The organism is Bradyrhizobium sp. BR 10261 (assembly GCF_019455395.1).
Taxonomy (GTDB): domain Bacteria; phylum Pseudomonadota; class Alphaproteobacteria; order Rhizobiales; family Xanthobacteraceae; genus Bradyrhizobium; species Bradyrhizobium manausense.
The window spans coordinates 119679-143809 of record NZ_JACOFQ010000002.1 but is presented as its reverse complement, the minus strand read 5'-3'; the positions used below and the strand labels follow the sequence as shown (position 1 = coordinate 143809).

General features: G+C 62.5%; 24 protein-coding genes and 1 pseudogene. 12 read left to right on the top strand and 13 right to left on the bottom strand.

Translation table 11 applies throughout. From position 1 onward, the window contains the following. Positions 1-5: 5 nt before the first annotated feature. The 3 genes from HYH07_RS02720 to HYH07_RS02710 all read right to left on the bottom strand — a co-directional run bounded on the left by HYH07_RS02720 (position 6) and on the right by HYH07_RS02710 (position 2685). A complete protein-coding gene (locus HYH07_RS02720; protein ID WP_220001012.1) occupies positions 6-1385 on the bottom strand; it encodes a VWA domain-containing protein in 1380 nt (459 codons plus the stop codon). Positions 1386-1390: 5 nt separating this feature from the next. Next, positions 1391-2338, bottom strand: coding sequence for a MoxR family ATPase (locus HYH07_RS02715; RefSeq protein WP_220001011.1), 948 nt, complete (start codon positions 2336-2338; stop codon positions 1391-1393). 110 nt (positions 2339-2448) lie between these two features. Next, positions 2449-2685 carry a hypothetical protein gene (locus HYH07_RS02710; protein ID WP_220001010.1) on the bottom strand — a complete coding sequence of 79 codons (237 nt, stop codon included), beginning with the start codon at positions 2683-2685 and terminating at the stop codon, positions 2449-2451. Positions 2686-2913: 228 nt separating this feature from the next. On the opposite strand from HYH07_RS02710, the gene HYH07_RS02705 reads away from it, so the two are divergent. Beyond that, the gene (locus HYH07_RS02705) at positions 2914-3888 is read left to right on the top strand and encodes a quinone oxidoreductase (RefSeq protein WP_220001009.1); all 975 of its coding nucleotides are present in this window, start codon (positions 2914-2916) and stop codon (positions 3886-3888) included. A gap of 39 nt (positions 3889-3927) precedes the next feature. On the opposite strand, the gene HYH07_RS02700 is transcribed toward HYH07_RS02705, so the two are convergent. Continuing rightward, a complete protein-coding gene (locus HYH07_RS02700; RefSeq protein ID WP_220001008.1) occupies positions 3928-4203 on the bottom strand; it encodes a hypothetical protein in 276 nt (91 codons plus the stop codon). 99 nt (positions 4204-4302) lie between these two features. Beyond that, entirely contained in the window at positions 4303-4911 is a 609-nt protein-coding gene (locus HYH07_RS02695) for a S24 family peptidase (protein WP_057749704.1), read from the bottom strand. Between the two features lie 162 nt (positions 4912-5073). Between HYH07_RS02695 and HYH07_RS02690 the strand changes: the two genes are divergently transcribed. Further along, the gene (locus HYH07_RS02690) at positions 5074-5607 is read left to right on the top strand and encodes a GcrA family cell cycle regulator (RefSeq protein WP_220001007.1); all 534 of its coding nucleotides are present in this window, start codon (positions 5074-5076) and stop codon (positions 5605-5607) included. A 49-nt stretch (positions 5608-5656) separates the two neighbouring features. Continuing rightward, on the top strand, positions 5657-6220 hold the full coding sequence (locus HYH07_RS02685; protein WP_220001208.1) for a hypothetical protein: 564 nt from the start codon (positions 5657-5659) through the stop codon (positions 6218-6220). A 43-nt stretch (positions 6221-6263) separates the two neighbouring features. On the opposite strand, the gene HYH07_RS02680 is transcribed toward HYH07_RS02685, so the two are convergent. After that, a complete protein-coding gene (locus HYH07_RS02680; protein WP_220001006.1) occupies positions 6264-6620 on the bottom strand; it encodes a hypothetical protein in 357 nt (118 codons plus the stop codon). A gap of 51 nt (positions 6621-6671) precedes the next feature. Between HYH07_RS02680 and HYH07_RS02675 the strand changes: the two genes are divergently transcribed. From HYH07_RS02675 to HYH07_RS02665, 3 genes are all read left to right on the top strand, one after another. Beyond that, complete coding sequence (locus HYH07_RS02675; RefSeq protein ID WP_228749178.1) at positions 6672-7277, top strand: hypothetical protein; 606 nt, start codon at positions 6672-6674, stop codon at positions 7275-7277. Positions 7278-7643: 366 nt separating this feature from the next. Further along, the gene (locus HYH07_RS02670; RefSeq protein WP_128950591.1) at positions 7644-7829 is read left to right on the top strand and encodes a hypothetical protein; all 186 of its coding nucleotides are present in this window, start codon (positions 7644-7646) and stop codon (positions 7827-7829) included. 148 nt (positions 7830-7977) lie between these two features. After that, positions 7978-8319, top strand: coding sequence for a phasin (locus HYH07_RS02665; protein WP_194481422.1), 342 nt, complete (start codon positions 7978-7980; stop codon positions 8317-8319). Positions 8320-8497: 178 nt separating this feature from the next. On the opposite strand, the gene HYH07_RS02660 is transcribed toward HYH07_RS02665, so the two are convergent. The 3 genes from HYH07_RS02660 to HYH07_RS02650 all read right to left on the bottom strand — a co-directional run bounded on the left by HYH07_RS02660 (position 8498) and on the right by HYH07_RS02650 (position 11876). Continuing rightward, positions 8498-8818, bottom strand: coding sequence for a cytochrome c (locus HYH07_RS02660; protein WP_220001005.1), 321 nt, complete (start codon positions 8816-8818; stop codon positions 8498-8500). 289 nt (positions 8819-9107) lie between these two features. Beyond that, positions 9108-9938: an alpha/beta hydrolase gene (locus tag HYH07_RS02655; protein WP_220001004.1), complete on the bottom strand. Its 831-nt coding sequence runs from the start codon at positions 9936-9938 to the stop codon at positions 9108-9110. A gap of 141 nt (positions 9939-10079) precedes the next feature. After that, entirely contained in the window at positions 10080-11876 is a 1797-nt protein-coding gene (locus tag HYH07_RS02650; RefSeq protein WP_220001003.1) for a ShlB/FhaC/HecB family hemolysin secretion/activation protein, read from the bottom strand. Positions 11877-12006: 130 nt separating this feature from the next. Between HYH07_RS02650 and HYH07_RS02645 the strand changes: the two genes are divergently transcribed. Further along, positions 12007-13221 carry a FecR domain-containing protein gene (locus HYH07_RS02645; protein ID WP_220001002.1) on the top strand — a complete coding sequence of 405 codons (1215 nt, stop codon included), beginning with the start codon at positions 12007-12009 and terminating at the stop codon, positions 13219-13221. 61 nt (positions 13222-13282) lie between these two features. Beyond that, a complete protein-coding gene (locus tag HYH07_RS02640) occupies positions 13283-16027 on the top strand; it encodes an EAL domain-containing protein (RefSeq protein ID WP_220001001.1) in 2745 nt (914 codons plus the stop codon). 8 nt (positions 16028-16035) lie between these two features. Here HYH07_RS02640 and HYH07_RS02635 read toward each other — a convergent pair whose 3' ends face one another. Then, positions 16036-16296, bottom strand: coding sequence for a hypothetical protein (locus tag HYH07_RS02635; RefSeq protein WP_220001000.1), 261 nt, complete (start codon positions 16294-16296; stop codon positions 16036-16038). A 243-nt stretch (positions 16297-16539) separates the two neighbouring features. Between HYH07_RS02635 and rocF the strand changes: the two genes are divergently transcribed. From rocF to HYH07_RS02615, 4 genes are all read left to right on the top strand, one after another. Then, the gene (rocF, locus tag HYH07_RS02630; protein ID WP_220000999.1) at positions 16540-17517 is read left to right on the top strand and encodes an arginase; all 978 of its coding nucleotides are present in this window, start codon (positions 16540-16542) and stop codon (positions 17515-17517) included. Between the two features lie 160 nt (positions 17518-17677). Then, positions 17678-18949 carry a sulfite dehydrogenase gene (gene soxC, locus HYH07_RS02625; protein ID WP_220000998.1) on the top strand — a complete coding sequence of 424 codons (1272 nt, stop codon included), beginning with the start codon at positions 17678-17680 and terminating at the stop codon, positions 18947-18949. After that, entirely contained in the window at positions 18936-19472 is a 537-nt protein-coding gene (locus tag HYH07_RS02620) for a c-type cytochrome (RefSeq protein WP_220000997.1), read from the top strand. The genes soxC and HYH07_RS02620 overlap by 14 nt, the downstream gene beginning before the upstream one ends. Positions 19473-19584: 112 nt before the next feature. Continuing rightward, positions 19585-19869, top strand: a complete 285-nt coding sequence (locus tag HYH07_RS02615; RefSeq protein WP_220001206.1) for a hypothetical protein — start codon at positions 19585-19587, stop codon at positions 19867-19869. Positions 19870-19977: 108 nt separating this feature from the next. Here HYH07_RS02615 and HYH07_RS02610 read toward each other — a convergent pair. From HYH07_RS02610 to HYH07_RS02600, 3 genes and pseudogenes are all read right to left on the bottom strand, one after another. Continuing rightward, positions 19978-21182, bottom strand: a pseudogene (locus HYH07_RS02610) (mandelate racemase/muconate lactonizing enzyme family protein). Positions 21183-21675: 493 nt separating this feature from the next. After that, positions 21676-22923 carry an NRAMP family divalent metal transporter gene (locus HYH07_RS02605; RefSeq protein WP_220001205.1) on the bottom strand — a complete coding sequence of 416 codons (1248 nt, stop codon included), beginning with the start codon at positions 22921-22923 and terminating at the stop codon, positions 21676-21678. Between the two features lie 212 nt (positions 22924-23135). Beyond that, complete coding sequence (locus tag HYH07_RS02600; protein ID WP_220000996.1) at positions 23136-23867, bottom strand: Crp/Fnr family transcriptional regulator; 732 nt, start codon at positions 23865-23867, stop codon at positions 23136-23138. Positions 23868-24131: the final 264 nt, after the last annotated feature.

Genomic DNA, 24131 nt, shown 5'->3' with positions numbered 1-24131 from the left:
GAGACTTACTGATAAGTGGCAACGATATCGGAGACCGCGCGCTCGAGCTGCTGCGCGGTGGCGCATTGCCGCACCACGCTGCAAAAGGTCGCATAACGCGGCATCTCGGAATCGCCAAAGCCCCAGGCGAGTCGTCCTTCGGGGTTGAGCCAGACCAAGCGCTTCGAGCGTTCGGAGATGCGGCGCAGGATGTCCGCGCGCGGATCGAGATTGTTGCTGCGGGCATCGCCGAGCACGATCACGGTGGTCTGGGGCGTCAGCGCGCCCATGAAGTCTTTTTCGAAATCGACCAGCGACGAACCGTAGTCGGACGAGCCGAATCCGACCTTGGACATGATCTCGGCCATCGCCTCTTCCGGCGACTTCTTCTCCAGGATCTCGCTGACCTCGATCAGATGCGACGAGAATGCAAAGGAGCGGACGTCGTCCACAACTTCGTGCAGTGAGTGGATCAGAAGCAGGAAGAAATCGGAGACCTGTGCTACGGAGCCGGAGACGTCACACAGTGCTACGATCTTCGGCCGGTCGCGATGCTTGCGCTTCCATGCGGTGAGGAACGGCACGCCGCCCCAGGCGGCGTTGCGGCGGAGCGTGCGGCGCACGTCGAGATGACCGCGACGCTGACGCTTGCGCGGCTTCGAATAGCGCTCGCGCAGGCGGCGCGCGATCTGGCGGATGAGGGCGCGCATCTCCGCCACTTGGCGCCGCTCGATGCGGGCAAGAGGCGCATTGCGCAAGATTTCGTTGCGGAGGTTTTCAGCCTCTTCGCGGGCATAGAGCGCAAGACCCTGCGAGACGGTGTCGCGCACCGCTTCGCGCAAGGCCTCGAGCGCGGCGCGCAGGCGCTCAGCCAGCGCGGGATTGGTTCCGGTCAGCTCGTCAAGATCATCGCGCAGGCGCTGAAAGCCCATGGCGTCGAGGATGCGGCTCGAGAAGATGCCGCGCTGGGTGGAGTAGCGGATGTCGGAGAGCGAGGCCGCACCTGAGGCGCTGGCGATCGCAGCTGATATCGCGTTGCGATCCTGCGAGAGCAGCATCTCGGCGAGCGGTCCCAATCCCTGCTGCGGCTGACCACCGCCCGCTTTGCTGGCCGCATTTGCAGAGGGCGATTGATCCGCGTCCTGCGAATCCTCGCCATTGTCGTTGGCTTCGGGCTGATCCTGCGGCGGCTCGGGCTGGCTGAAGAACAGATCAAAGCAGTCGCCGAGCGCGAGCTTCTCGTCCTGCGATTTGGCCAGCGTCAGCAGCAGGGCGTCGCGCAGGATGGTGCGGTCGGTGATGCCGACCTGCGCGACCGCACGCATTGCATCGATGCTTTCGGCGGGCGAAACATGGACGCCGGCGCCCCGCGCCGCCCGAAAGAAACGATGGAGGTTCTCGCGCATCGGCGTCAACCGAAGACGTTGGACCGGGCTGCCTTGGCGATGAAGGTCGTCACTTGCGGCGATGCCGCCTCGATATCGGCCTCATATTTCAGGAGGACGTTGAGCGTGTCCTTGACGATCTCGGTGTCGAGCTCGGAAGCCTGGAGCAGCACCAGGACGCGGGCCCAGTCGATGGTCTCGCTGACCGAGGGCAGTTTCTTCAGATCGAGCGAGCGGATCTCGTGGATGAAGCCGACCATTTGCCGGCGCAGCGTCTGGGAGATGCCGGGGACACGGCTCTCGACGATGCGCTCTTCCAGCCGCTGCTCGGGGAAGCCGATATGCAGATGTAGGCAGCGCCGCTTCAGGGCGTCGCCGAGATCGCGCTCGCTGTTGGAGGTGAGGATCACGGTCGGCGGTGTGATCGCCGAGACGGTGCCGAGCTCGGGGATCGTGACCTGGAAGTCGGAGAGGATCTCCAGCAGCAGCGATTCGAATTCGGCGTCCGATTTGTCGATCTCGTCGATCAGCAGCACGCAGCCGCCCGGCTGTTCCAGTGCCTGGAGCAGGGGGCGCGGCTCGACGAATTCCTTGGAGAAGAACACGTCGCCGAAATCATGGAGCTGATCGAGCGCGGCATGCAGCGTTTGCGCGCCGCCGAGGACCTCGCCGAGCTTGTCCTTGAGGATCTGGGTGTAGAGCAGCTGCTTGGCGTATTTCCACTCGTAGAGCGCCTTGGCCTCGTCGAGGCCTTCGTAGCATTGCAGGCGGATCATCTTCTTGCCGCGCCAGGCGGCGATTGCCTTGGCGAGCTCGGTCTTGCCGACGCCCGCGGGGCCTTCGACCAGGATCGGCTTCTCGATCTGCTGCGACAGGTAGACGGCCGTCGCGATCTGCCGGCTCGCGATATAGCCTTGCGCGGCGAGGCCGCTCTCCACTGCCTCGATCGAGGTCGAGGCGTTCTGATCAGCCACGAAATGGCGCTCCCAAATGTCTTGCTTGAAGCTTGTTCTGCCTGCGTTCCCGGCAAAGAACAAGCCTCGTTTGGGACGGCCTGACCCGCGCTGAGCGGCACTTTTTCCGTTCAGCGCAAATACTTAGGGGCGGCTGATCGAGCGATCAGTGCCGCAGGCAGCTCCGGCTTGCGGATGGTCTGCCTGACCTCGGCGCCGCAATCGGCGCATTCATAGACGAAGTCAATCTTGGCAAGGCTCCAGTGCGGCTCGACCTCGCGCACATACATCGGCAGGAACCCCATGCATGTCGGGCAAATCACAGGCGCGATTTCGATGTCCTGATGATGCTGTACATAAGCTGGCATCTCGGCTCTCCTTCGCAGGCGACCACCAAACCCCGCGCAGAAGCTACTGCCGGTCGCTCCGAGACCCTCATCAACTCTCTCGAACAGAGGCGGAACGGCGAGGGTTTGTCGTTCGCTGTGACATTCTTGTTACGTCTTCTATACTGTAACGGGCGGACCAAATGGCTATTTCTCCGGCCGATCCGCTTTTTCTCGGACCATCAACGCAACGATAAGGGAGCAACGCCCATGACTCACGCCATTCGTTTTCACAAGACCGGTGGTCCGGAAGTCCTGGTTTGGGAGGAGATCAGTGTCGGCAAGCCTGGCCCGGGAGAGGCGCGCATCCGCCACACTGCCGTGGGCCTCAACTTCGTCGATATCTATAACCGCTCGGGTGTGTATCCGGTGCAATTGCCGAGCGGGCTCGGCAGCGAGGCGGCTGGCGTCGTGGAGGAGGTCGGCCCCGGCGTTACCGATCTGAAACCGGGCGATCGCGTCGCCTACGGCGCCTCACCGCTCGGCGCCTATTCCGAGGTGCGGCTGATCCCGGCCGACCGGCTGTTGAAGCTGCCAGACGGCGTCGACGACAAGACCGCGGCGGCGATGATGCTGAAGGGGCTGACCACGCAATATCTGATCCGGCAGACCTATCGGGTGAAGGCCGGCGATACCATTCTACTGCATGCCGCCGCCGGCGGCGTTGGTCTGATCCTGAGCCAATGGGCCAAGCATCTCGGTGCAACCGTCATCGGCACTGTCAGCAGCGACGAGAAGGCGAAACTCGCCAAGGCGCACGGCTGCGACCACGTCGTTATCTATACCCGCGAGGATTTCGTGAAACGCGTCGACGAGATCACCGGCGGCAAGAAGGTGCCGGTGGTCTACGATTCCGTCGGCAAGGACACGTTCCTGAAGTCGCTGGACTGCCTCGCACCGCTTGGCGTCGCTGCGCTGTTCGGTGCGTCCTCCGGCGCGGTCGAGCCGCTCAATCTTGGTCTGCTGGCGCAGAAGGGCTCGCTCTACGTTACCCGGCCGACATTGTTCACCTACGCTGCCAAGCGCGAGAACCTGGTCGCCATGGCGAACGAGCTGTTCGACGTCGTCAAGTCCGGAGCGGTCAAGATCGAGGTGCACCAGACCTATGCGCTGAAGGATGCCGCCAAGGCGCATGCCGACCTTGCCGCGCGCAAGACCACGGGATCGACCGTTCTGACGGTGTGAGCTTGGGTTGAGCCGTGACGCAGGTTGTTTCAGCCTGCATCACGCTTTCTCGTGCTTGCGCAGGTCGCGAGTGTGGTCATGACGGCTGGCCTGGAGGTCAACGTCTTCAGGCGGGATTTCGGGGAGGGCGGCCTCGGCCAAAATGGCTTCGGTCACGTCGTCGACGCAATTGTCCGCGACTTCGTGGATGAACAAAATGTTCTGATATTCGCCCGAGCTGACGCGGGAGATGACCTCGCGCCTGGTGACTTCAGGATCGACCACCGCCTCGCGACCGCGGCGCCCGTAATCGATCATCACGACGAAATACTGCATCAAGCGATCCTGCCGCGCCCCGACGACCGGGAGCGCGGCAGAGTATTTCTGAAAATGAGAAGAAGGTCAAGACCTATTTCCGATTATCGGAAATCTTGCTTACCGACCCTTCTTGCGCGGGCGGGCCGATTTGGCGCGCAACCGCTCGAGCTGGCCTTTGGGCATCGAGAGGCAGATCTCTCCGACCCAGTCCAGCTTGACGCCGACGATCGGCTTGGCGTTGAAGCTGGTGAGGTTGACGACGGATGGGGATTTGCCCCGCTCGATGGTCTTCAGATAGCGCTCGCCGGTCTTGAGCCGGACCACGGCCTCTTCGCCGTAAAAGCTCGACAACGGGTGACGCTGGTCCTTGTAGACAACGATCACGTCGCCGCTTTCATATTTGGGCAGCATCGAATCGCCGACGATCTCGAACGCGACGGTCTCCTCCATGATCGGGAAGGGCAGCGCGATGTCGCCGAGCCCTTCCGGCGGAACCTGCTCGACGTCGGGCTCGATCACGGCACCGGCCCCGACGCGACCCATGATCGGCGCGAGGTTCAGCTCAAGATATTCCATGATCGGAATGATTTCCGAGGCCTTCACCAGGCGTTCACCGCCGAGGATTTCCGACACGGCACCCGGGCGTACGCCCATCGCCGCGGCCAGCCCGCCCTTGCTCTTGCCCGTCTTTTCCAGGCCCCGCTCGATCATCGCAACGTCCAACATGGTGATTCCCTCGATTGCCCATGGCTCAGCCCTTGTAATCCGAAATTCGGAATTAATGCAATTATGAATATCAGAAAAGATGGCTTGACTTCACCTTCGGAATAACGGAAGGTGTGTTTCGCCTCCGGATCGTGGGATCGGGGCGCATCACAGGACAGCAGCATGGAACCGGGCCGTTGGTCGTCGGAGCATTCCGACGCGCTTTGCGACTATTTTTTCAAGGGACTGTCATATGGGGAGATCGGAAGACAGATTAACGCAAGGTTTGGAACGGCTTACACGCGCAACGCCGTGATCGGTCGCGCCAAGCGGCTCGGGCTTGGGCTCGCCACGCCTGAACGAATGATAAGTCCGTCGATCGTGCCGTCCCTGCCGGGCGAGCCCGCTCCGCGCACACCGCCTCGTGCCGTGCCACCTGGCCTGAACCTGCCGCCGCCATCGGCCCTGAGACCTGCTCAACCCGCCAAACTGCGTTGCGTCGGCATCCAGCCGCGCCTGATCACGCTGGACGAGCTCGAACGAGGCGATTGCCGCTACCCCTATGGCGGCGACAAGGAGGGGGAGGAGATCAGCTTCTGCGGTCACCCACGTCAACCCGGTTCGAGCTATTGCGCGCCGCATGCGCGTCTGACGCGCGGTCCCGGCGCGGCCCGTACGGCTGCTGCCGTCGTGCTGAGGCTCGTCTCCGCCGCCTGACCCGCGCGCGACCGTTCCATTTTCACGTCAATTGGCAAGGAATTTCCAAGTGGCTCGTGCCAAACGCAACAAGTCTTACAGATTGACCGAACTTCACGACCGGCGCTCGCGTGACCTGCCGTTCAATGCCGAGGTCATGGAGGCAGAGGTCGACAACCCGCTCGCGCTTGATTCCGAAGAGAAGATCGTGGCCATGCGGTCGATTCGCAATGATCCGCTCGGCCGACTGCACTCGCATCACCAGATTGATGAGGCGCAATATCGAGGTGGTCGCGCTTACCAGAACGACTGGGAGAGGGCCGAGCGGGGCCCGCAAGCCATGGATCCGACCCGCGAACATGTCGACGGCACGCGCTCTCGCGAGCCCCTGACCGAGCGTCAGCGCCAGGCCGTGCTACGGCTGAACCGGGTCGAACGCGAGCTTGGCACCGACGGCGCCGCGCTGGTGCATGACGTGCTCGTGCTCGGCCTGACCATGGATCAGATCGGGCAGCGGCGCGCTGTCCGCACCCAGCGCTGGAACGACTATTTCGCCCGGCGTTTTCGCGAATGCCTCGACCGGCTGGCCCTGGTCTACGGTTTTGCGACGGATGCCTCAGCGCGGCGCCGCTGAAGGATGGGCCGGCGGCTTTACCGCCGGCCGTCCCGATCTCGCGTCACGGATGCGGCATGATCTGGTAGGGCGTGGTGTAGGGCTCGACTCGGAGCGAAGCGCTGGCCAAAAGCCCGATTTTGGCCGTGGGGGCCTGCTGCATTTCACCGTTCTGCCCGCGATGCACGTTGTACTGCCAGACGGTGAGGTCGCCCTTCTGCGCCAGAGCGTGCGCGACCGCGCTTGCGTCACTGCCGCCGAGCGCCTGGAGCTCGTCGGGCGACAGCCCGATGATGATCTCGTCCTTGACGGTGACGATCTTGAACAGGTTCATTTTGGTCTCCTGCGCCCATGCGCCCTGCGTCGAGAGAGTCAGAAGCGCAACCGCGGCGCCCTTGATGAGATCGCAGCGAGAAAGCATGCCGTCGTCCTTTGGTGCTGAGTGCGCCCGAATCAGAATCATTCATCAGCCATGGCGCCCGTGATCTGCGTGGCCGTTTCGCAACCGCTTGGTCGCACGTTCTTGATCGACGGTTCACGGAGCGAGAAATATCGGATCGTGATGAACCCTGATGCGGGGCGAGGAGTCCAAGACGTGAAGGGGACTTGCCGCATGAAACCCACCCATATTGCCTGTTTGTTCGCATCGCTTGGCATGGCTGGCTCCGCCGTGGCCGCCGATCCGTTTTTTGTCGGAAACTGGGCCTTCACGACGGCCGTGCTTGCGCCTTGGGCCGATCCGCATCGTAAGCCTGACGATGCCGAGCGCGCGCGGCTGATGGGCAAGACAGTGGCTCTCAAGACCGGGGAAATCTCCGGTCCGCGTCCATTTTCCTGCGCAAAGCCGCACTACAAGGTGACGGATTATGGTCCAGACATGCTCTTCCAGGGCGCATTCGACGAGATGTACAGCGCGGACAAGACCGTCGATCCCAAGGCGCTTGCCGCTTCGCTCGGCTTCATGGGGGCCCATATCAAGACACTGGAGACCGGCTGCGAGATCGACCTTCATTTCGTCGACGATACAACCGCCGAAATCGGGCTCAACGATTACGTGTATACGCTGAAGAAGCGCTAGTCCGGGTTTTGCCAGTTTCCGAGCATGTCAGAAACGATGCGAAACGTTGGTCGAATTGACAGTGGTCGGAGCCTTGTGGTGATGATGCTGCTTCTTGACGCAGGTGGGTGACTGCGGCGAGTATTCCTGTTATCCGGAATTGCCGTGGCACGCTATCGATGAAGCATCGCTAAGTCTCACGGTTTGGCTTGCCCGACGGGTTGTTCCTTGACATAATTGCAACCTTGTTGAGATCTGCTCAGCGCGCCAGCCTGCCGGGTGCTCCGACCTAGAGTTCGTCGTCGCCGTGGCGTCGGTGACGACATCAGGTCCTCGATCGGGCTTACGACGCTCGAACCGAAGGACCGATCCTGTGATAGGTGCGAGATGAAGAACCTCAATTTCGCGGCTGAACTGCATCTCAAGCTCGGTGCTCCCGCGACCGGCACGGTCGAGAGCCTCCGCCTGCTACGCGCCTTTCTCAAGCTTGCCCCCCGCCAGCGCTTTGAGGTCATCAAGCTCGTCGAGGATCTTGTCACCGACGAAACGCTCCCCGACCATCCCTTGTCCTAAGCTTTGGCCGGGCGCCGGCAAATACGCTCTGTCCGCCCTCCCGGCCGGCGATGGACCGCCAGGTGACGGCCCCTGCTGAAGCATGGCCGCTGGAAGGCGGTGCGGCAAATGTGATAATCAGACAGGAAAAAGAGGGAGGAGTACGGCCATGATCGAACCGAAGCTCGAAGTTCCGGCTGAACTGCGCGACCTGGCGGAGAAGACGATTGACCAGGCGGAGAAGGCATTCGGCATGTTTTTCGATGCCGCCACCAAATCGATGTCGTCGGTTCCTGGCGCGAGCGCGGACGTGTCCAAGCAGGCGCTCGCCTTCACCGAGCAGAACATGAAGGCGGCATTCGAGCATGCTCGCAAGCTGGTTCACGCGACCGACCTTCAGGAGGCGATGCGGATCCAGTCCGAGTTCCTGCGCAGCCAGTTCACCAACGCCGGCGATCACATGCGCCAGATGACCGGCAACTTCATGCAGCCGGGCAAGGGTAAATCCTGATCTGGATTGTCTGCTCACAAATTGATCTTGCGCAGCGCGTTGAGGCGCATTTCAATTCCCATGCAGGTCCATGATGGGCCACCGGATGAGGCTCATCCGCCGTCCATCGTCCTTTCTGCTGATCCCTGTCGGCTCGTCCGGCAGGGATTTGCATTGTTGAGAGCTTGGAGCGAGCCAGCTACTGGCGCAGCGATCCGATATAGGCAGCGATGTCGGCGGCTTCGGTCCGGCTCAAGGGAAAGTTCGGCATCTTCGGATGGGGGTCAAGCAGGAAGAACGCGAGCCTCTCCGGGCTGAAATCAGGCTTGCGCGCAACCGATGCGAAGGAGGGGACGTCGACGCTGGCCTGAGCCTGGCTGTTCGTCACGAGGTGGCAGCTTGCGCACCAGCGCCGGGCAAGATCGGCGCCGTGATTGGCGTCGGCCGCCAGAACAGGCGATATACCCAAACTCGCCACTGTCGCTAGCAGGAGCCAAATTCGTCTTGCTGCTGCGCGCATCTCATCACCTGCCTACATTCGCTTGCGAACCGTCTACTCAGCCGCAGCATGATCCCGGAAATTGTGAGAGGTCGATACGTGCGATGATCGAGCGGAACAGCCTGCGGGCCAAGCGATAGAAATGGCGCATGGGTGCAGGCGCCCTTGCCGGGGGGAGGCCAAGGCTCTCCATGTCGAGCCTGGTCGCATCAAGCCTTTCGGTATGGTGTAACACGTGCCTCTCCGATGCTGTATGGCCATTTATCCCGGCCGGCATGGAGTTGGGTTGATCTGCCGCAAAGCGTCCCGACTAATAGTCGCCGGGGTTCATGATCATCGGGGCCGTGGTATTGGCAGGCGCGAGCGCGCTGCTGGCACTGTCCCGCAGGAAGCGGTCAAGTGTCGCCTGGATCTTCTCCTTGACCGAGTCGGGCCCACGATCGCTCATCTCGGTGTGTTGCGCACCGGTATGGATAATGTCGATGCCCCGCGCCTTGGCTTCTTCCGGCGTCGGCAGCACGCCGGGGTCGGTCAGGAAATGCGGATCCTTGGAGCGGAACGACAGAATCTTCATGCGGTCGTTGAGGACGAACGGCACCCTGAGATTGTCGAGTGTAATCACCTTCGACACTAGTTCGGGATGCTGCTGCGCGACATACATGGAGACATCGCCGCCGTTGGAATGACCGACGAGCGTGATGTGGTCGTAGTCGGCATTCTCCTGCCGCCCCTTCAATGTGTTCAGCACGAAGAGGATGTTGGCCTCGCAGCGGATATAGACCTCGCGCCGGCCGACATATTTCTGGCCGACATGGGTCATCAGGGGCGGATCGCTGGGCAGATCCTGCTGGATGCTGGCGACCAGATAGCCACGCGCCGCAAGGACGTTGGCAAGGAAGGAATATTCGGTGGCCTTGACCGTGTTGCCGTTGCTGATGATGGCGACCGGAAGCTTCCAAAGACCGAGATTGGCCTTGGTCTCGTAGTCGCGCCGCACCGCGATATCGACCGAGATCGGCCGCTGACGCGCGGCGTCAAACAAGGACAGCATCTCATGGCGGATCGCGAATTTGCTGACGATAACGTACTGGCCCGCCGCGAGGACACATAGAAAAGCCAGAATTGCAAACACCCTTTTCATGAGTTCCGTCTCAATCACTTTTGACTGAACATGGCTATTGAAAACGGCCGGATCGAGCGATCGTGACCAGATTGCGGGATTAAATTTAGGCAAGTCTGTGAGGACGACCGCAAAAGGGCCGCATCAGGAAGGGCCACGCGGCTAAAGGCAGCTATTTCTGCCGCGTTCGGGGCAGAGCCGGAACGCACTCGACAGGGTGAACAGGAAGCGCGGGCTGCGGCGTTCATTGTCCGGCGCGCGGTAGCTCAAAGGCACCGCCACGCCGAAATCCGCCTGGAGATCCTGCGCCAGGAAGAACCGTACGCCTGCACCGGCCGATGTCAGTGATAAGCCGTCGCTCAGCCGGTAGCCGTCGTTCCAGACGGCGCCGGCGTCGCCAAAGGCGTAGAGCTGGTAGCCGCTCCAGTAGCGAAAATTGAGTTTCTGGTCGAAACGCACCTCGAGCGAGCCGGCAAGACCGTTATCGCCGCTGATCTCGGCCGCGCCATAGCCGCGGCCGAAGGCTGCACCGCCGAGATAGAATTGCTGCGAAGTGAACAGGGGGCGTGACGCGGTCTGGCTCGCTGCAGACAGCTTGAGCGACCAAGCGTCGTTGAGCGTCTGGTAGCGCGTAAACCAGAAGTTCAGCACCGAGAAGTTCGAGGTGGCACCATCGCGCGACAACAGATCGTCGTCGACATGCGATGCGCCGAAGATATCGAGGCCCTGGCGAAACGTCATCGTCGCGTAGTTTGTGCCGCCGAAGCCATCTTGCAGCCGGTAGTCGGCAGTGAGGCTCGCGGTTCTGATGTGGTCGTTGTACCAGGGACCGTACAGATCGTGCTCCGACACATTGCTGAAAGTCGTCGCCGCAGTCAGGGTCAGCGTGGACGATTGGGATTGGAGCGGGATAATGCTGGCATGCAACTCGAACGCCTCGGTCGTGGTGATGTCGCTGGCGAGGCGCCGCGCATCCCCAGGCCTGACTGCGCTGTACAGCACCGATCCACCCAGCCGAACGCCGTCGACGCCGACCGGGGCGTCATAAGACAGCCGAGAGAAGCCGAGTTCGCGCGGGTCGTTGGCAATGGTCGACAGGTTGACGGCGAGCGTGTCACCGGGCCCGAGGTAGGAGTTGAACGCGCCCGTCGCGTAGGTCTGCCACGGACCGACCGACGACGAGCCAAAATTGTCCAGGCCGAACGAGGTGAAGACATGCCAGGTCTTCAGATAGACGGTGAGGCGGAAGCGGCCGGTCGTGCCGCCGATCTCCTCCAGCGAGGTGTCGGCGATGCGCACGCCCGGCCGGCCGTTGACGAGGTAGAGCTGGCGTTCAAGCGTTGCCAGGCGCGAGGGTTGTTCGGCTAGAATCGGCCCGAGCATTGGCCTCACGCCGAACTGCTCGGCACCGTCGCCCTTCAGTTCGGCCTCGACGATCGAGCCCTCGATGACTTGGATCCGGGCGCGGCCGTCGGCAATGTCCTGCGCCGGCACGATCGCCCGGCTCAGATGGAAGCCTTGGACCCGGTAGAGATCGCTGATCGCCCCGGCGATCGTGGCGAGGTCAGCTTGCGAGATCTGCTTGCCGAGATAGGTCTGGTAGACGACGGCGATGCGATCATGGGGGATGGCCCGGGCGCCGGTCACGTCGATGTCGCGCAGCACGAACTGCGGCTTGGTATCCCCGCCGGTATTGGGCCCGCCGACCGAGGGCAGCTTCACCGGCGGACGGCCGAGGGATTCCTGCTTGGTTTGGTTTTCAAAGTATTTCTCCGGCTGAAGAGGATTAAATCCCGGCTGGTTCGCCTGCTGCGCGAGTGATTGGGGGAGTCCCGTAAATGTCGACCATAGGAGGACCAAGGCGGCAGCGAGGTACCGTACCACGGTGCGATGCGTGGATTGTCCTGCGTAGTTTGACGGAGACGTCGCCTGGTTCCGGTAAGGATTCAGTAGCTGCATGATTTTTCTTAGTTTTTTATGGTCAATGATCCGTTAATGCGTCCGCCGGACTCCCGGATTACCGCTAAGCTAATCTTGAGTGATCTCGGATACGCAGAAGGCTCGGCAGTAACTCCGGCTGAGGGTCATTATGCTTGTCCGAATTGGAATGCGGTGCGCCGTGATGGTAGCGCTGGTCCTGGGAGCCACATCCGTCGCATCCGCCGCGGATGACGGCGTCTGGTCGGTCGGCAAGTCATCGGGCGAGGTCTGGCTCGCGACCAGTGGCGCGCAGCAGGTCTCGCTGAACCAGGAAGAGACACTGAAGCCGGGGGATACCATCCGCACCGGCCGGAACGGGCGCGTCCTGCTCGTTCGCGGTGAGGAGACGATCCTGATCTCTCCCAACTCGGTGGTCGGTGTGCCGGCCGAGAAGAAGGAGGGTCTTTCGACCACCATCATCCAGCAGGCGGGCTCGATCCTGCTCGAGGTCGAGAAGCGCAATGTCAAGCATTTCGAGGTCGAGACGCCCTACCTCGCCGCCGTGGTCAAGGGAACGCATTTCAGCGTCACGGTCGGCGCGGGCAGCACCAAGGTCGGCGTGCTCCGCGGGCAGGTTGAAGTGTCTGATTTCAAGACCGGCCAGATCGCCCAGGTGATGCCCGGCCAGGTGGCCACCGCCTTCGCGCATGGCAAGTCCGGGCTCAGCCTGAGTGGCTCCGGCACACTCAATCCGATCGAGCAAGGCAAGCCGCGTGCTTCGACCATCGATCGGGTCCCCGTGCCGAAGTCGGGCCTGTCGGCGCCCCGCGATGCTGCCAATGGCCATGCCATCCATGCGCTTGGCAAGATCGAGAAAGGGATCAAGGTCGCGGGCGTGCCGATGCACCAGCCAAGCGGAACTCACGCGCCCAAGCCTGGCATTGTGCGGATCTCGAACTCGCTCGGCGAGGTCAAGCTGAACTTCCACACGGTCACGCACGGGCTCGCCCATAGTGCCGTCGCGCCAGGACGGGTGCGCAATGCGAACGCCAGCACGGGCACGGTGTGGAGCGATGGCAAGTCGAGCACGACGACCACGACCTCCAACAGCTCGAGCGTCACGGCGGTCACCGTCAGCGGCAGTGGATCCGCGGCTGCCGGCTCGTCTACGTCTTCAAGCGCGACAACCAATGTTGCGACCAGTGCCGGGTCGACCAGCGATGTGCCCGGCAACAGTGGAACGCCCAAGAGTAAATCCGACAAAGGGAATGACAACAGTGCTGCCAACAACAGTGCTGCCACCGGCAACGGTAAAGGCAACAACGGCAACGGTGGCGGTAACGGCAGCAATGGCAACGGCAACGGGAATGGTCACCATCACTAAGGCGATTTCCTAGGGGCGATGGGGGCGCGCCCGCGCGAGAGCGGGTGCGCGGGAGGATCGGGTGAAACGCTATCGGCCGCATATTCTTGTCGTGATCGCGCTGGCGGTCGTGCTATCCACGGGATGGCACGGCGCGCTGCGCAACGCGCTCACCGATTTGCGCTTTGCCTGGCAGTCGCGTTCCGCCACCGGTAGCGTCGTCGTGGTGGCCATCGATGCCCCCTCGATCGATCAGATCGGCGTATGGCCCTGGCCGCGCAGTCTGCACGCCGACCTCCTGCACAGGCTCGAGGCTGCCGGCGCGCAGGACATAGCTTTCGACATCGATTTCAGTACGCCCTCGGATCCAGCCTCCGACGATTCTTTCCTCACCGCGCTTCGGAAGGTCGGCGGCTCGACGATCCTGCCGTCCTTCAAGCAGCCCACGCCAAATGGCGGCGCGGTTCACATCAATCGTCCCCTCAAGCCGTTCAGCAGACAGTCATGGCCGGCCGTCGTCAATGTCGCGGTTGAATCTGATGGACTGGTTCGCCGCTACCCGGTCGGAGAGAAACTCGGCGATGCGCAGATGCCGTCGATGGCGGTCGTCTTGGCCGGGCAGAACGTCGACCGGCGTCCGCCTTTCCTGATCGACTTCAGCATTCGGGCAGGATCTATTCCGGTTGTTTCTTATGTCGACGTGCTGCGGGGTGACGCCGCCGCGCTCGATAAGCTCAGGGACAAGAAGGTCATCGTCGGTGCTACCGCACTCGAACTGGGGGACCGGTTCAGCGTTCCCAACGGCCGCATCATCGCGGGACCTGTGCTCCAGGCATTGGCGGCAGAATCGGTCCTTCAGAACCGTATGCTGCGCTGGACGTCCGATGTCGGCATGATTGCCGGCCTTGCTGCGATCTGTCTGCTGATGATGTATTCATGGCGCCGTGTCGCGCCCGGCGCAAGCGTCGCCATCCTGGTTGCAGCCGGCGCCAGTATCGAACTGGCTGCGGTCCTGGTGCAGCAGCGTTGGCCGCTCATCATCGACACCTCGCTCTTCCACATCGCGATCATCGCCTATCTGGCAGCCATCGCGCTGGACGAGATCGACTTCCGCAGCCTTTTGGGGCGCATCGCCGAAAGCCGATTCCACCGTATTGCGATGTCACTCGGTGATGGTCTGGTCTGCACCGATGAACATCATCGGATCACGGTCTGGAATCCCGGTGCAAGCGCGATCTTTGGCTATATGCCGACCGAAATCATCGGTCACCCGTTCGAAACGCTTTGCGCGATTCCGGCGGAAGCCGGCGCGAAGGGCTTCGCGATCCGAGACGCGGCGCGGCAGGCGTTGCTGGTCCCCGGCGGCGCCGTGGTCGTCGAGTTCGAAGGACGACGCAAGAACGGCGAAACCTTTCCGGTCGAGGCGAGCTTTTCGGGCTGGCAGGGAATGGACGGCTTCCAGTATGGCGCGATCTTGCGCGACATCTCGGTGCGCAAGCGCGAGGCCGAACGTGTCAGATATCTCGCCGAATACGATGCGCTGACTGGACTTGCCAACCGCAACACGCTGCACGCCGGCCTCGTCGGTCTAATCGCTGCTGCGGAGCGGCGGTCCTCCGAGGTCGCATTGCTCGTGCTCGGACTAGATGGCTTCCAGCAGATCAACGACATGCTGGGACATGCAGCCGGCGACCTCGTACTGCGGGCGGTGGCCGAGCGCCTGCGGGCCGAAGTCGACGGCAAAGCGCTCGTCGCCAGGCTCAGCGGTGACGAGTTCGCGATTGCTCTGGATTGCGCCGCCGTTGGCGAGCCTATGGCCGCGTTCGCCGAGCGGATCGTGCGCGCGTTCGATGCGCCGCTCGCAACGGGTACGCGCCAGCACCGCGTCAGGATCAGCATGGGTGTTGCCGTCTACCCCGACGGTGGACAGAACGCGGACGATCTCCTTGGCAACAGCCATCTTGCGCTCACCAAGGCGAAGCTGACGCGGCGCGGAGGTCATGTGATCTTCGAAAGCGCGATCAGGCAGGAGCTGGAAAGCCGGCTGGCGCTGGAGAGCGAACTGGCGCTTGCCGCGGATCGCGGCGAGTTCGAGCTGTTCTATCAGCCCCAGGTCCGCCTGATCGACGGCAGCCTAGTCGGAGCCGAAGCGTTGATCCGCTGGCGTCACCCGGTGCGCGGCTACGTCTCGCCCGGCGAGTTCATGCCTGTGGTCAACACCTCGGCACTGTCCGAGCGGATCGCGGGCTGGGTGATGGAGACCGCTGGCCGGCAGGCGCGCGCGTGGGAATTGTCGGGAAATGCGGTCCGCGTCGCAATCAACCTCTCGCCATCGCAGCTCCAGTCCGGCGATCTCGCGCATTCCGTTGCGGAGCTGCTGAGAACGACGGGACTTACTCCCTCGCTGCTCGAGATCGAAGTTACCGAGGACATCCTGCTGCACGACGAGGTCCGGGTGCTCGACATGTTCAAGCGCATCCAGCAACTCGGCGTACGCATTCTGTTCGACGATTTCGGAACGGGCTATGCAAGCCTGAGCTACCTGAAGAAATTTCCCCTCGACGGGCTCAAGATTGACCGCTCTTTTGTGATCGATCTGCTCGCCGATTCCGACGATGCCGCCATTGTCGGCTCGACCATCGGCCTCAGCAAGCAGCTCGGCCTGACGGTTGTTGCCGAAGGAATCGAGAACCGCGCGACGGCCGACTTCCTGGTCGGTATGGGATGCGAGGAAGGGCAAGGCTATTTCTTCGGTCGCCCGATGCCTGCCGACGCGTTCGAAAAGACCTTCTTGGCGGCCGAGCTCGAAGCCTTCAGCGCCGCCTGAACCGATCGTCAGCGCCGGCGCGCGATTGCGACGCCAAAGAGGAATGCGACGAACAGGCTGGCCAGGGGGGCTTCGCGCGTGATCGCCGCCACCGTCGAAAGCGGCCGGCCCGGCTTTCGCGCTTCGTCGATCGCGTAAGTGAGGCGATCGACGGCGGCATGCAAGCCTCCTGCGACCTCGCCGATGGTGTGCGACACGTCGGTCGCTACATCGATGGCGCGCTCGGCCATGCCGGGCTGAGGATTGGGCTGCGGTATGTCCGGGCTCAAGCTCGCGACCTCCAGACCTGACGGAAGAACTGAGACCGGTACCTTTGGCTATCCGCGCGTGCGCTCGTTTTGAACAGCGGGCCCGAGGGCCTTTGGCTATCCGCGACAGGCGCCGTCTTGAACGGCGGGTACCGGCCTTGGTGGGAAAATGCCGCGCGCGGGAATTTGTTCCGGCTCCCCGTGAAACGCCGGATGCGAATCTCTGTTACGCTAGTGCAGCCTTGCTGACCTCAGGAGATTGCCGTGACCGATCGAACCATCACGGATCGAGCCCGGCGCATCGCGTTGCTGGGCGCGCCCATCGACATGGGCGCCTCGCAGCGCGGCACCTTGATGGGCCCCGCCGCGCTGCGGACCGCCGGCCTTGCAACCCTGCTCGAAAGCCTGGATTTCGAAGTCGTCGATTATGGCGATCTCTCGGTGGCCGAGATCAGGGATCTCGCCGACAGGCCGCCGGCAAAGGCCAATCATTACCGCGAAATCCAGCGCTGGACGCGAGTGCTCAGCCGTCGCGGCTATGAAATCGCGCAAACCGGCGCATTGCCAATCTTCCTGGGAGGCGATCACACCTTGTCGATGGGATCGGTCAACGCCATGGCGCGCCATTGGCGTGAGCACGGACGCGATCTGTTCGTGCTTTGGCTCGACGCGCATGCCGACTACAACACGCCCGAGACGACGATTACAGCCAACATGCACGGTATGTCGGCCGCGTTCCTGTGCGGCGAGGCAGGCCTCGATGGCCTCCTGGGCGATGATGCGCGTGCCTCGATTGATCCTGGGAGGCTCGATCTGTTCGGCGCGCGGTCAATCGACAAGCTCGAAAAGGAGCTGATGCGCGCCCGCCGGATCAGGGTCGTCGACATGCGCCAGATCGACGAGTTCGGCGTTGCAGTGCTGACCCGGCGCGTGATCGAGCGCGTCAAGGCTGACAACGGCGTGCTGCATGTCAGCTTCGATGTCGATTTTCTCGATCCCTGCGTCGCGCCCGGGGTCGGCACCACGGTGCCGGGAGGCGCGACCTATCGCGAGGCGCATCTGATCATGGAGTTGCTGCATGATTCCGGGGTGGTGGGATCGGTCGACATCGTCGAGCTCAACCCGTTCCTGGACGAGCGCGGGCGCACCGCGCGCACCGCGGTCGAACTGATTGGCAGCCTGTTCGGCCAGCAGATCACCGATCGGCCGACGCCCAGCAACGCGATCGCGCCGGGCGAGTGACGCACGCACCGTTTGTGCGCTGCACGGAATGGAACTGCTGTCACGGCCGGTGAAACTAGACCAGTCTTGATCGAAATCGCCTGCTTTTGAAATGCGCGCGGATTGCAAACGCGCTTCGCGGCAGGTTTCATGCGGGCCGAGCTTCAGCCAAGGGCCCGCCATGAGCAACAAGATCCGCACAAGCGACAAACCCGTCGGGACCACACGCCGACGCTTCCTGCAAAGTGGCGGCGCCGCGGCGAGCGGCGTTGTCCTTGGAGCTGGTGCGTCGACGGCGGCGGAGACGGACAACCTTCCGCCCAACGTGCCCGATTGGATGAAGGTGCCCGGCGACCCCATGGGGAGCCAGCCCTATGGTGCGCCGTCGCCGTTCGAGAAGGGCGTCGTCAAGAACATCTCGAAGAACCTCAAACAGTACATCTCCGCGTCCGGCCGCACGCCGTTGCAGGATCTCGATGGCATCATCACGCCGAACGGGCTGTTCTACGAGCGCCACCACGGCGGTGTGCCGACCATCGATCCGGCGCAGCACCGCTTGATGCTTCACGGTCTCGTGGAGCGCCCTCTGATCTTCACGATGGACGATCTCAGGCGTTTTCCGTCGGAATCGCGCATTCATTTTCTCGAATGCTCCGGCAATCCCGGTTACACCAAGCCCTATGGCAGGACCGCGTCGGACCTCGTGGGTCTGCTAAGCTGTGCGGAATGGACGGGCGTGAGCCTGAAACTGGTGCTTCAGGAAGCTGGGCTGAAGCCGGAGGCCAAATGGATCATCGCCGAAGGCGCCGATGCCGCCGCGCTGACCCGCAGCATCCCTATCGAGAAATGCCTCGAGGATGCCATGCTCGTCTATAGCCAGAACGGCGAGCGGCTGCGCCCGCAGCAGGGGTATCCGTTGCGTCTGCTATTGCCTGGCTTCGAGGGCAATATGAATGTGAAATGGCTGCGGCGCCTGCACGTGACGGCGGAGCCCGCTTACTCGCGCGAAGAGACCTCGAAATACACCGATCTTCTGCCTGATGGCACGGCGCGTGAGTTCTCTTTCTACATGGAGGCGAAGTCGATCATCACCCGTCCCTCGGGTGGACAGCGCCTCAACGCAACAGGTTTCCACGAAATCACCGGAATCGCCTGGAGCGGCCACGGCAAGATCCAGCGAGTCGAGGTGTCGGTCGATGACGGCAAGAGTTGGCAGGATGCTCTGGTGCACGAGCCGGTGCTGACGCGCGCGCTCACGCGCTTCCGCTTGCCCTGGCGATGGGACGGCAAGCCGGCGGTGATCCAGAGCCGTGCGGTCGACGAGACCGGCTATGTGCAGCCGACGCTCGCCGAGCTGCTTGCAGTACGCGGCGAGAACTATTTCTACCACAACAATGCAATCTGGCCCTGGCGCATCAGTGCCGACGGGGAGGTGACCAATGCGCTGGCGTGAGATCTGCGGCGTTGTTCTCGTATTCTTGATCTGGGCGAGCAGTGCGCAGGCGCAAGGCACCTATGGCATTGGGCGGCAGGCCACCGCAGCGGAGATTGCCGGCTGGAATATCGATGTCGGACGTGACGGCAGCAATCTGCCGGCAGGCCGCGGTTCGGTCAGCCAGGGACGTGATGTATTTGCTCAACAATGCGCCTCGTGCCATGGCGAGAAGGGCGAGGGCGCTATTGGCGACCGGCTCGTTGGCGGACAAGGCACAATCGGGACACCAAGGCCGATCCGGACGGTCGGGAGTTACTGGCCTTATGCGCCGACACTGTTTGACTACATTCGCCGCGCGATGCCGCAGAACGCGCCGCAATCGCTCAGCAATGATGACGTGTACGCGGTGTCGGCCTACATCCTGAACTTGAATGGATTGGTGCGAGATGATGCCATACTCGATGCCAAGTCGCTCGCCGCGATCAAAATGCCGAACCGCGATAAATTCGTCGGCGACGCCCGGCCCGACGTCAAGCGCTGAGCAGAGCGCCTGTTAGTTCCCTTCGCATCGGCTCGGAACTTGCTTATCCGGGCCCGGAACTCGTCGGGCGAGCTTTGCGTTGATCCACGAGAGGAATGGTGCAGATTCTCCGATGGCAACACCTCGCTTCGCAAACTCCATCTCAATAGCACTTCGGCACCCCGGCGTGATCGCGATGATCGTGGCCGCTGGAACGATTGCTGCGATGCTGATCGTTGACCACGGGCCGTGGAGTCGCGCCAAGACCCAGCCGGCTTATGCCGCGATGTATGCGACCACAGGCGAAGCCGCCCGCGCGGCGGGCGCCAAGGTGCTTCCCACCGAACCCAAATCGCCAATCGAACCGGAACGGCCGGGGCCGAAGACATCCCCAACCGTCAATCCGGTGACACCTTAAAGCGCGATGAGATTAGGACGAATCGTCATCCCGCTTCAGGATATTGCTTGAGCATGCTTTTCGCTTCACACTTTGCGCTAACGCGGCCCTTCGGGTCCGGATCATGCGTCAGCTCTTGCGGCCGTAACTGAGGAGCCCGCCTGTCGATGCGCGCGAAGCGCCTCCTCGTTGGGCTCGGTGCCCCAGCCGGGCCTATCCGGAATGATCAGATGGCCGTTCTGGATGTCCGGCTCGTGCGTGAACAGTTCGCGATCCCAGGCGAGGCGGTCGATGTCGATCTCCATGATGCGCAGGTTCGGCACAGCCGCGCAGAAATGCGCGTTCATCATCGAGCAGAGGTGACCGTAGAAATTATGCGGCGCGACGTTGACCTCGAAGGCTTCCGCGGCTGAGGCGATCTTCATCGACTGCCACACACCATTCCAGGGCGTGTCGATGATGGCGACGTCCATTGCCTGCTCGCGGAAATAGGGGAGGAATTCGCGCAAGCCAAGCAGCGTTTCGCAGGATGAGATCGGATGCGGGCTCTGCCGGCGGATGTAGCCGAGGGCCTCGGGATTAAAGCTGTCGATCTCGATCCAGAACATGTCGAGATCGGCGATCTCGCGCAGGATCTTCAAATAGCCTTCGGTCTTGGCGTTGAAATTGCAGTCGAGCAAGATGTCGACATCAGGGCCCGCGCCGTCGCGGATTGCCTCGAGATGCATGCGCAGGTCGCGCAGGATCTTGCGGTCGACATTGATCTCGGGCGCGAAGGGCGAGCCGAAGCCGGGCCGCCAGCCCGTGGGTTTGCCGTCATCATAGGAAAAGATGTTGGTCTTTAGCGCGGTGAATTTCTTCTCGCGCACCTCACGCCCCATGGCCTTGACGTCGTCGAGATTTTCGATCGGCGGCTTGTACCAGGAGGGATGATTGATCCGCCAGGTGGCGCAGTGGGACCAATAGACCCTGACGCGGTCGCGGATCTTGCCGCCGAGAAGCTCATAGCAGGGCACGCCCAGGCACTTGGCCTTGGCGTCAAGCAACGCATTCTCGATCGCGCCAAGCGCCTGCGCCACGACGCCGCCAGCGGCAGGGCGGGTGGCGGCAAACAGCTCGGCATGGATACGCTCATGCTGGAAGACATCCTGGCCGATCACGCGCGCCGACAGGCGCTGGATCGCCGCACTGACGCCCGGCGAGCCAAAACCCTCGTCAAACTCGCTCCAGCCGACGAGGCCGTCTTCCGTCGTCACCTTGACGAAGTGATAGTTTCTCCAGCCTGCATCACAGGCAAGGATCTCGAGACTTGTTGCTTTTGATGATTTTGCCATGTCGCTCCCTGTCGCCCGGCAAGGGCGTTATTGGTTTTGTGGTCCCGGTCGCAAGCTCCGGCCCAGCCACAATTGTTAGGCTAACGACTGAGTGCGGTGAAGCCCGCAAATGCTTGCCCAGCCATCGAATTTTGGGCCTTCTGGCAGGAGGCCCGTAGAATCGAGGGCATGATGTTTGGATTTTCCGAAAATGCGCCAAGCCCTGACTTTTTTGGCTACAATCGGACCCGATCAAGGACGCATGCAGTTCTTAGCCATGATTTCGGTTCTGGCGCTGCTCACGATGAGAGCGGGGCCGCCATTTCCGATCGGTTGCTCACAGCCTGATCAGCACGTCGCGCAAGGGGTGAAGTAGCGCGCACGAGCGAGGGCGCTTTGCCTTTGGGGAGACAACAATGCTTTCAGTCGACCAATTCTTGCGGTTCATCAGTGTGCCGGCCGTGATTGCGGCCTTCATCATCGCCTCGCAGATATCGGCGGCACTGTCGCCGGTCTAGCTTATCAGCGACGAGCCGAGCAGGGCGAGGACGGCCAGCGCCATCAGCGCGGTGCCGAGCCAGCCCAGTGCGATCAGCCAGCTTCTCGCCTTGAAGCGGCCCATGATCGCCCTGCTCGAGACGATCACCATCATCATCGCCATGATGGGGACCGCAACGATGCCGTTGAGCACGGCGCTCCACACCAGCATGTGGATCGAGTCGATCCCGGTAAAGCCGAGCCCGAAGCCGATGATGGTCGCGGCCGCGATGATGGTATAGAAGCCGACCGCCTTCTCCGGCCTTGCCTCCAGCGTCGCGCGCCAGCCGAAGATTTCCGCCACGCCATAAGCCGCCGAGCCAGCCAGCACCGGAATTGCCAGCAGGCCCGTGCCGATGATGCCGAGCGCGAACAGCGCGAAGGTGAAGTCGCCGGCGAGCGGCCGCAGCGCTTCGGCCGCTTGCGTCGCCGAGTTGATGTTGGTGACACCGTTGGCGTTCAGCACCGAGGCCGTGGTCAGGATGATGAAGAAGGCGATGCCGTTCGACAGCAGCATACCGAGCGTCGTATCGACCCTGATGCGCGTGAGCTCGGGATCGCCGCCGCGTCGCGTCTCCTCGCGGAGCGGTCGGTCGCGTTTGCCAAGGTTCATTTCCTCGACCTCCTGGGAGGCCTGCCAAAAAAATAGATAGGGGCTGATGGTGGTGCCGAGCACGGCGACCACCATCATGAAATAATCGGCGCTGACATTCGCCTTCGGCCATACCGCCGACAGCAGCGCGGTGCTCCACGGAATCTCCACCGTGAACGCGGTCGCGACATAGGCAAACAGTGTCAATGTCAGGAATTTCAGCACCGGCGAGTAGCGGCGATAGGGCAGGAAGACCTGGAGCAAGGTCGAGCCGGCCGCGAAGATCAACGCATGCTCGTGGTTGAGCCCGCCGATGACTAGCGAGAGCGCCTCCGCCATCGCGGCGATATCGGCGGCGATGTTGAAGGTGTTCGCGGCAACGAGCAGCCCCACAAGGGCCATCACGATCCAGCGCGGAGCGAGCTCTTTTACATTCGCCGCGAGTCCCTTGCCGGTGACCCGACCGATTTGCGCGCTGACCAGCTGAATGGCGATCATGAACGGCGTGGTCAGGAATACCGTCCAGAGCAGACCGTAACCGAACTGCGCACCGGCTTGGGAATAGGTGGCGATGCCCGACGGATCGTCGTCGGCCGCTCCCGTGATCAGGCCCGGCCCGAGCCGTTGCAGCAGCGTCGGCGCCGCCTTTGTCGGAGCGGCGGCGCTGGACGCTTGAAGTTTGGATCGGTTCGACAGGGCTCACCTTCCGGAAATTGCGAATTCAAGGTTTAAGCGCGATCATGGCCGGAAAGTTCCATGGCCGGTTCTGGCGGGCCTACCTCGACTTCAAGAACAGGCCATGACGCCCGCTTGCGGCGGTCCGAGACTTTCTCCGGAGCATGCTTCTAGGACGACGGCCACATCTGCAGATAGCGGCCGTCGAACTGGGCGAGCTCCTGCAGCTTGTGCTCGTTGAGGATCCGCACCGTGCCGCGCTGAAGCTCCAGCACGCCGTCGATCCGTAGTTCGCGCAGGATGCGGTTGGTGTGCACGCTCGTCACGCCCATGGCTTCGCCGAACTGCTCCTGGGTCAGCGGGATTTCGAAGGTATTGTCGATCACGCGGCCGATCAGGCGCAGCCGTTCGCGCAGCTCGACGATCAGATGGGCAAGCCGGTTGTGGGTCGGGCGCTGTCCGACATTGACGATCCATTCCCGCGACACCGCGGCATCCACCAGCGTGTCGCGCCAGAACATGTCGCCAACACCGGATCGCTGGCCGATGAGGTCGTTCAGCGCCTTGTGGGCGATGAAGGCCAGCGTGCAATCGGACAGCGCGATCAGGTCGTGGTCGACGGTGGGGAAGTGGAGGTTCTGCAGGTTCGGCAGGTCGCCGGGAATGTGGATCGAGAGGATCTGGCGCCTGCCGTCCACGATCGTCTTGGAGCGGACGCAGAAGCCGTCGGCGATCAGGCAGCATTCGCTCGGCTGTTCGCCGTCGCGCAGCACGGTCTGGTTTTCACGAAAGGTGCGGAGCGTGAACGGCAGCGCGGCGAGTGCTTCCAAATCCCTGTCGTCCGCGCCGGTCGTCGTTTTCAGGCGCTGAAACAGCGGCGCCCAGATTATGTCGCTTGTCACGGCACTCGGTCCCCCACGCGACTGAGCGCGTGACGGCCAAAAAGCATAGACTCCGGCGTGCTGTTGACAACAAAGGTTAAATGATGCCGCTCCCGCCTCTCAACATTGTGGACGATGCGTTAGCAAAAGAGGCAAACCCAACAAATGTTAAGTGCGGCGAGCCCGACCGCACCCGCGACCTAACATTTATCAAGTCCGCCGCTGGCTTCGTTGGCGGCGAGGCTGCAGCGGCCCGACGTCTGAGCTGATTTTCCGAATCGGGTT

What these genes read in the sequence shown, in the direction of transcription:
- HYH07_RS02720 (WP_220001012.1), bottom strand. Translation starts at nt 1,385, where the DNA reads ATGCGCGAGAACCTCCATCGTTTCTTTCGGGCGGCGCGGGGCGCCGGC.
- HYH07_RS02710 (WP_220001010.1), bottom strand. Translation starts at nt 2,685, where the DNA reads ATGCCAGCTTATGTACAGCATCATCAGGACATCGAAATCGCGCCTGTG.
- HYH07_RS02705 (WP_220001009.1), top strand. Translation starts at nt 2,914, where the DNA reads ATGACTCACGCCATTCGTTTTCACAAGACCGGTGGTCCGGAAGTCCTG.
- HYH07_RS02700 (WP_220001008.1), bottom strand. Translation starts at nt 4,203, where the DNA reads ATGCAGTATTTCGTCGTGATGATCGATTACGGGCGCCGCGGTCGCGAG.
- HYH07_RS02695 (WP_057749704.1), bottom strand. Translation starts at nt 4,911, where the DNA reads ATGTTGGACGTTGCGATGATCGAGCGGGGCCTGGAAAAGACGGGCAAG.
- HYH07_RS02690 (WP_220001007.1), top strand. Translation starts at nt 5,074, where the DNA reads ATGGAACCGGGCCGTTGGTCGTCGGAGCATTCCGACGCGCTTTGCGAC.
- HYH07_RS02680 (WP_220001006.1), bottom strand. Translation starts at nt 6,620, where the DNA reads ATGCTTTCTCGCTGCGATCTCATCAAGGGCGCCGCGGTTGCGCTTCTG.
- HYH07_RS02675 (WP_228749178.1), top strand. Translation starts at nt 6,672, where the DNA reads ATGGCGCCCGTGATCTGCGTGGCCGTTTCGCAACCGCTTGGTCGCACG.
- HYH07_RS02670 (WP_128950591.1), top strand. Translation starts at nt 7,644, where the DNA reads ATGAAGAACCTCAATTTCGCGGCTGAACTGCATCTCAAGCTCGGTGCT.
- HYH07_RS02665 (WP_194481422.1), top strand. Translation starts at nt 7,978, where the DNA reads ATGATCGAACCGAAGCTCGAAGTTCCGGCTGAACTGCGCGACCTGGCG.
- HYH07_RS02660 (WP_220001005.1), bottom strand. Translation starts at nt 8,818, where the DNA reads ATGCGCGCAGCAGCAAGACGAATTTGGCTCCTGCTAGCGACAGTGGCG.
- HYH07_RS02655 (WP_220001004.1), bottom strand. Translation starts at nt 9,938, where the DNA reads ATGAAAAGGGTGTTTGCAATTCTGGCTTTTCTATGTGTCCTCGCGGCG.
- HYH07_RS02650 (WP_220001003.1), bottom strand. Translation starts at nt 11,876, where the DNA reads ATGCAGCTACTGAATCCTTACCGGAACCAGGCGACGTCTCCGTCAAAC.
- HYH07_RS02645 (WP_220001002.1), top strand. Translation starts at nt 12,007, where the DNA reads ATGCTTGTCCGAATTGGAATGCGGTGCGCCGTGATGGTAGCGCTGGTC.
- soxC (WP_220000998.1), top strand. Translation starts at nt 17,678, where the DNA reads ATGAGCAACAAGATCCGCACAAGCGACAAACCCGTCGGGACCACACGC.
- HYH07_RS02620 (WP_220000997.1), top strand. Translation starts at nt 18,936, where the DNA reads ATGCGCTGGCGTGAGATCTGCGGCGTTGTTCTCGTATTCTTGATCTGG.
- HYH07_RS02615 (WP_220001206.1), top strand. Translation starts at nt 19,585, where the DNA reads ATGGCAACACCTCGCTTCGCAAACTCCATCTCAATAGCACTTCGGCAC.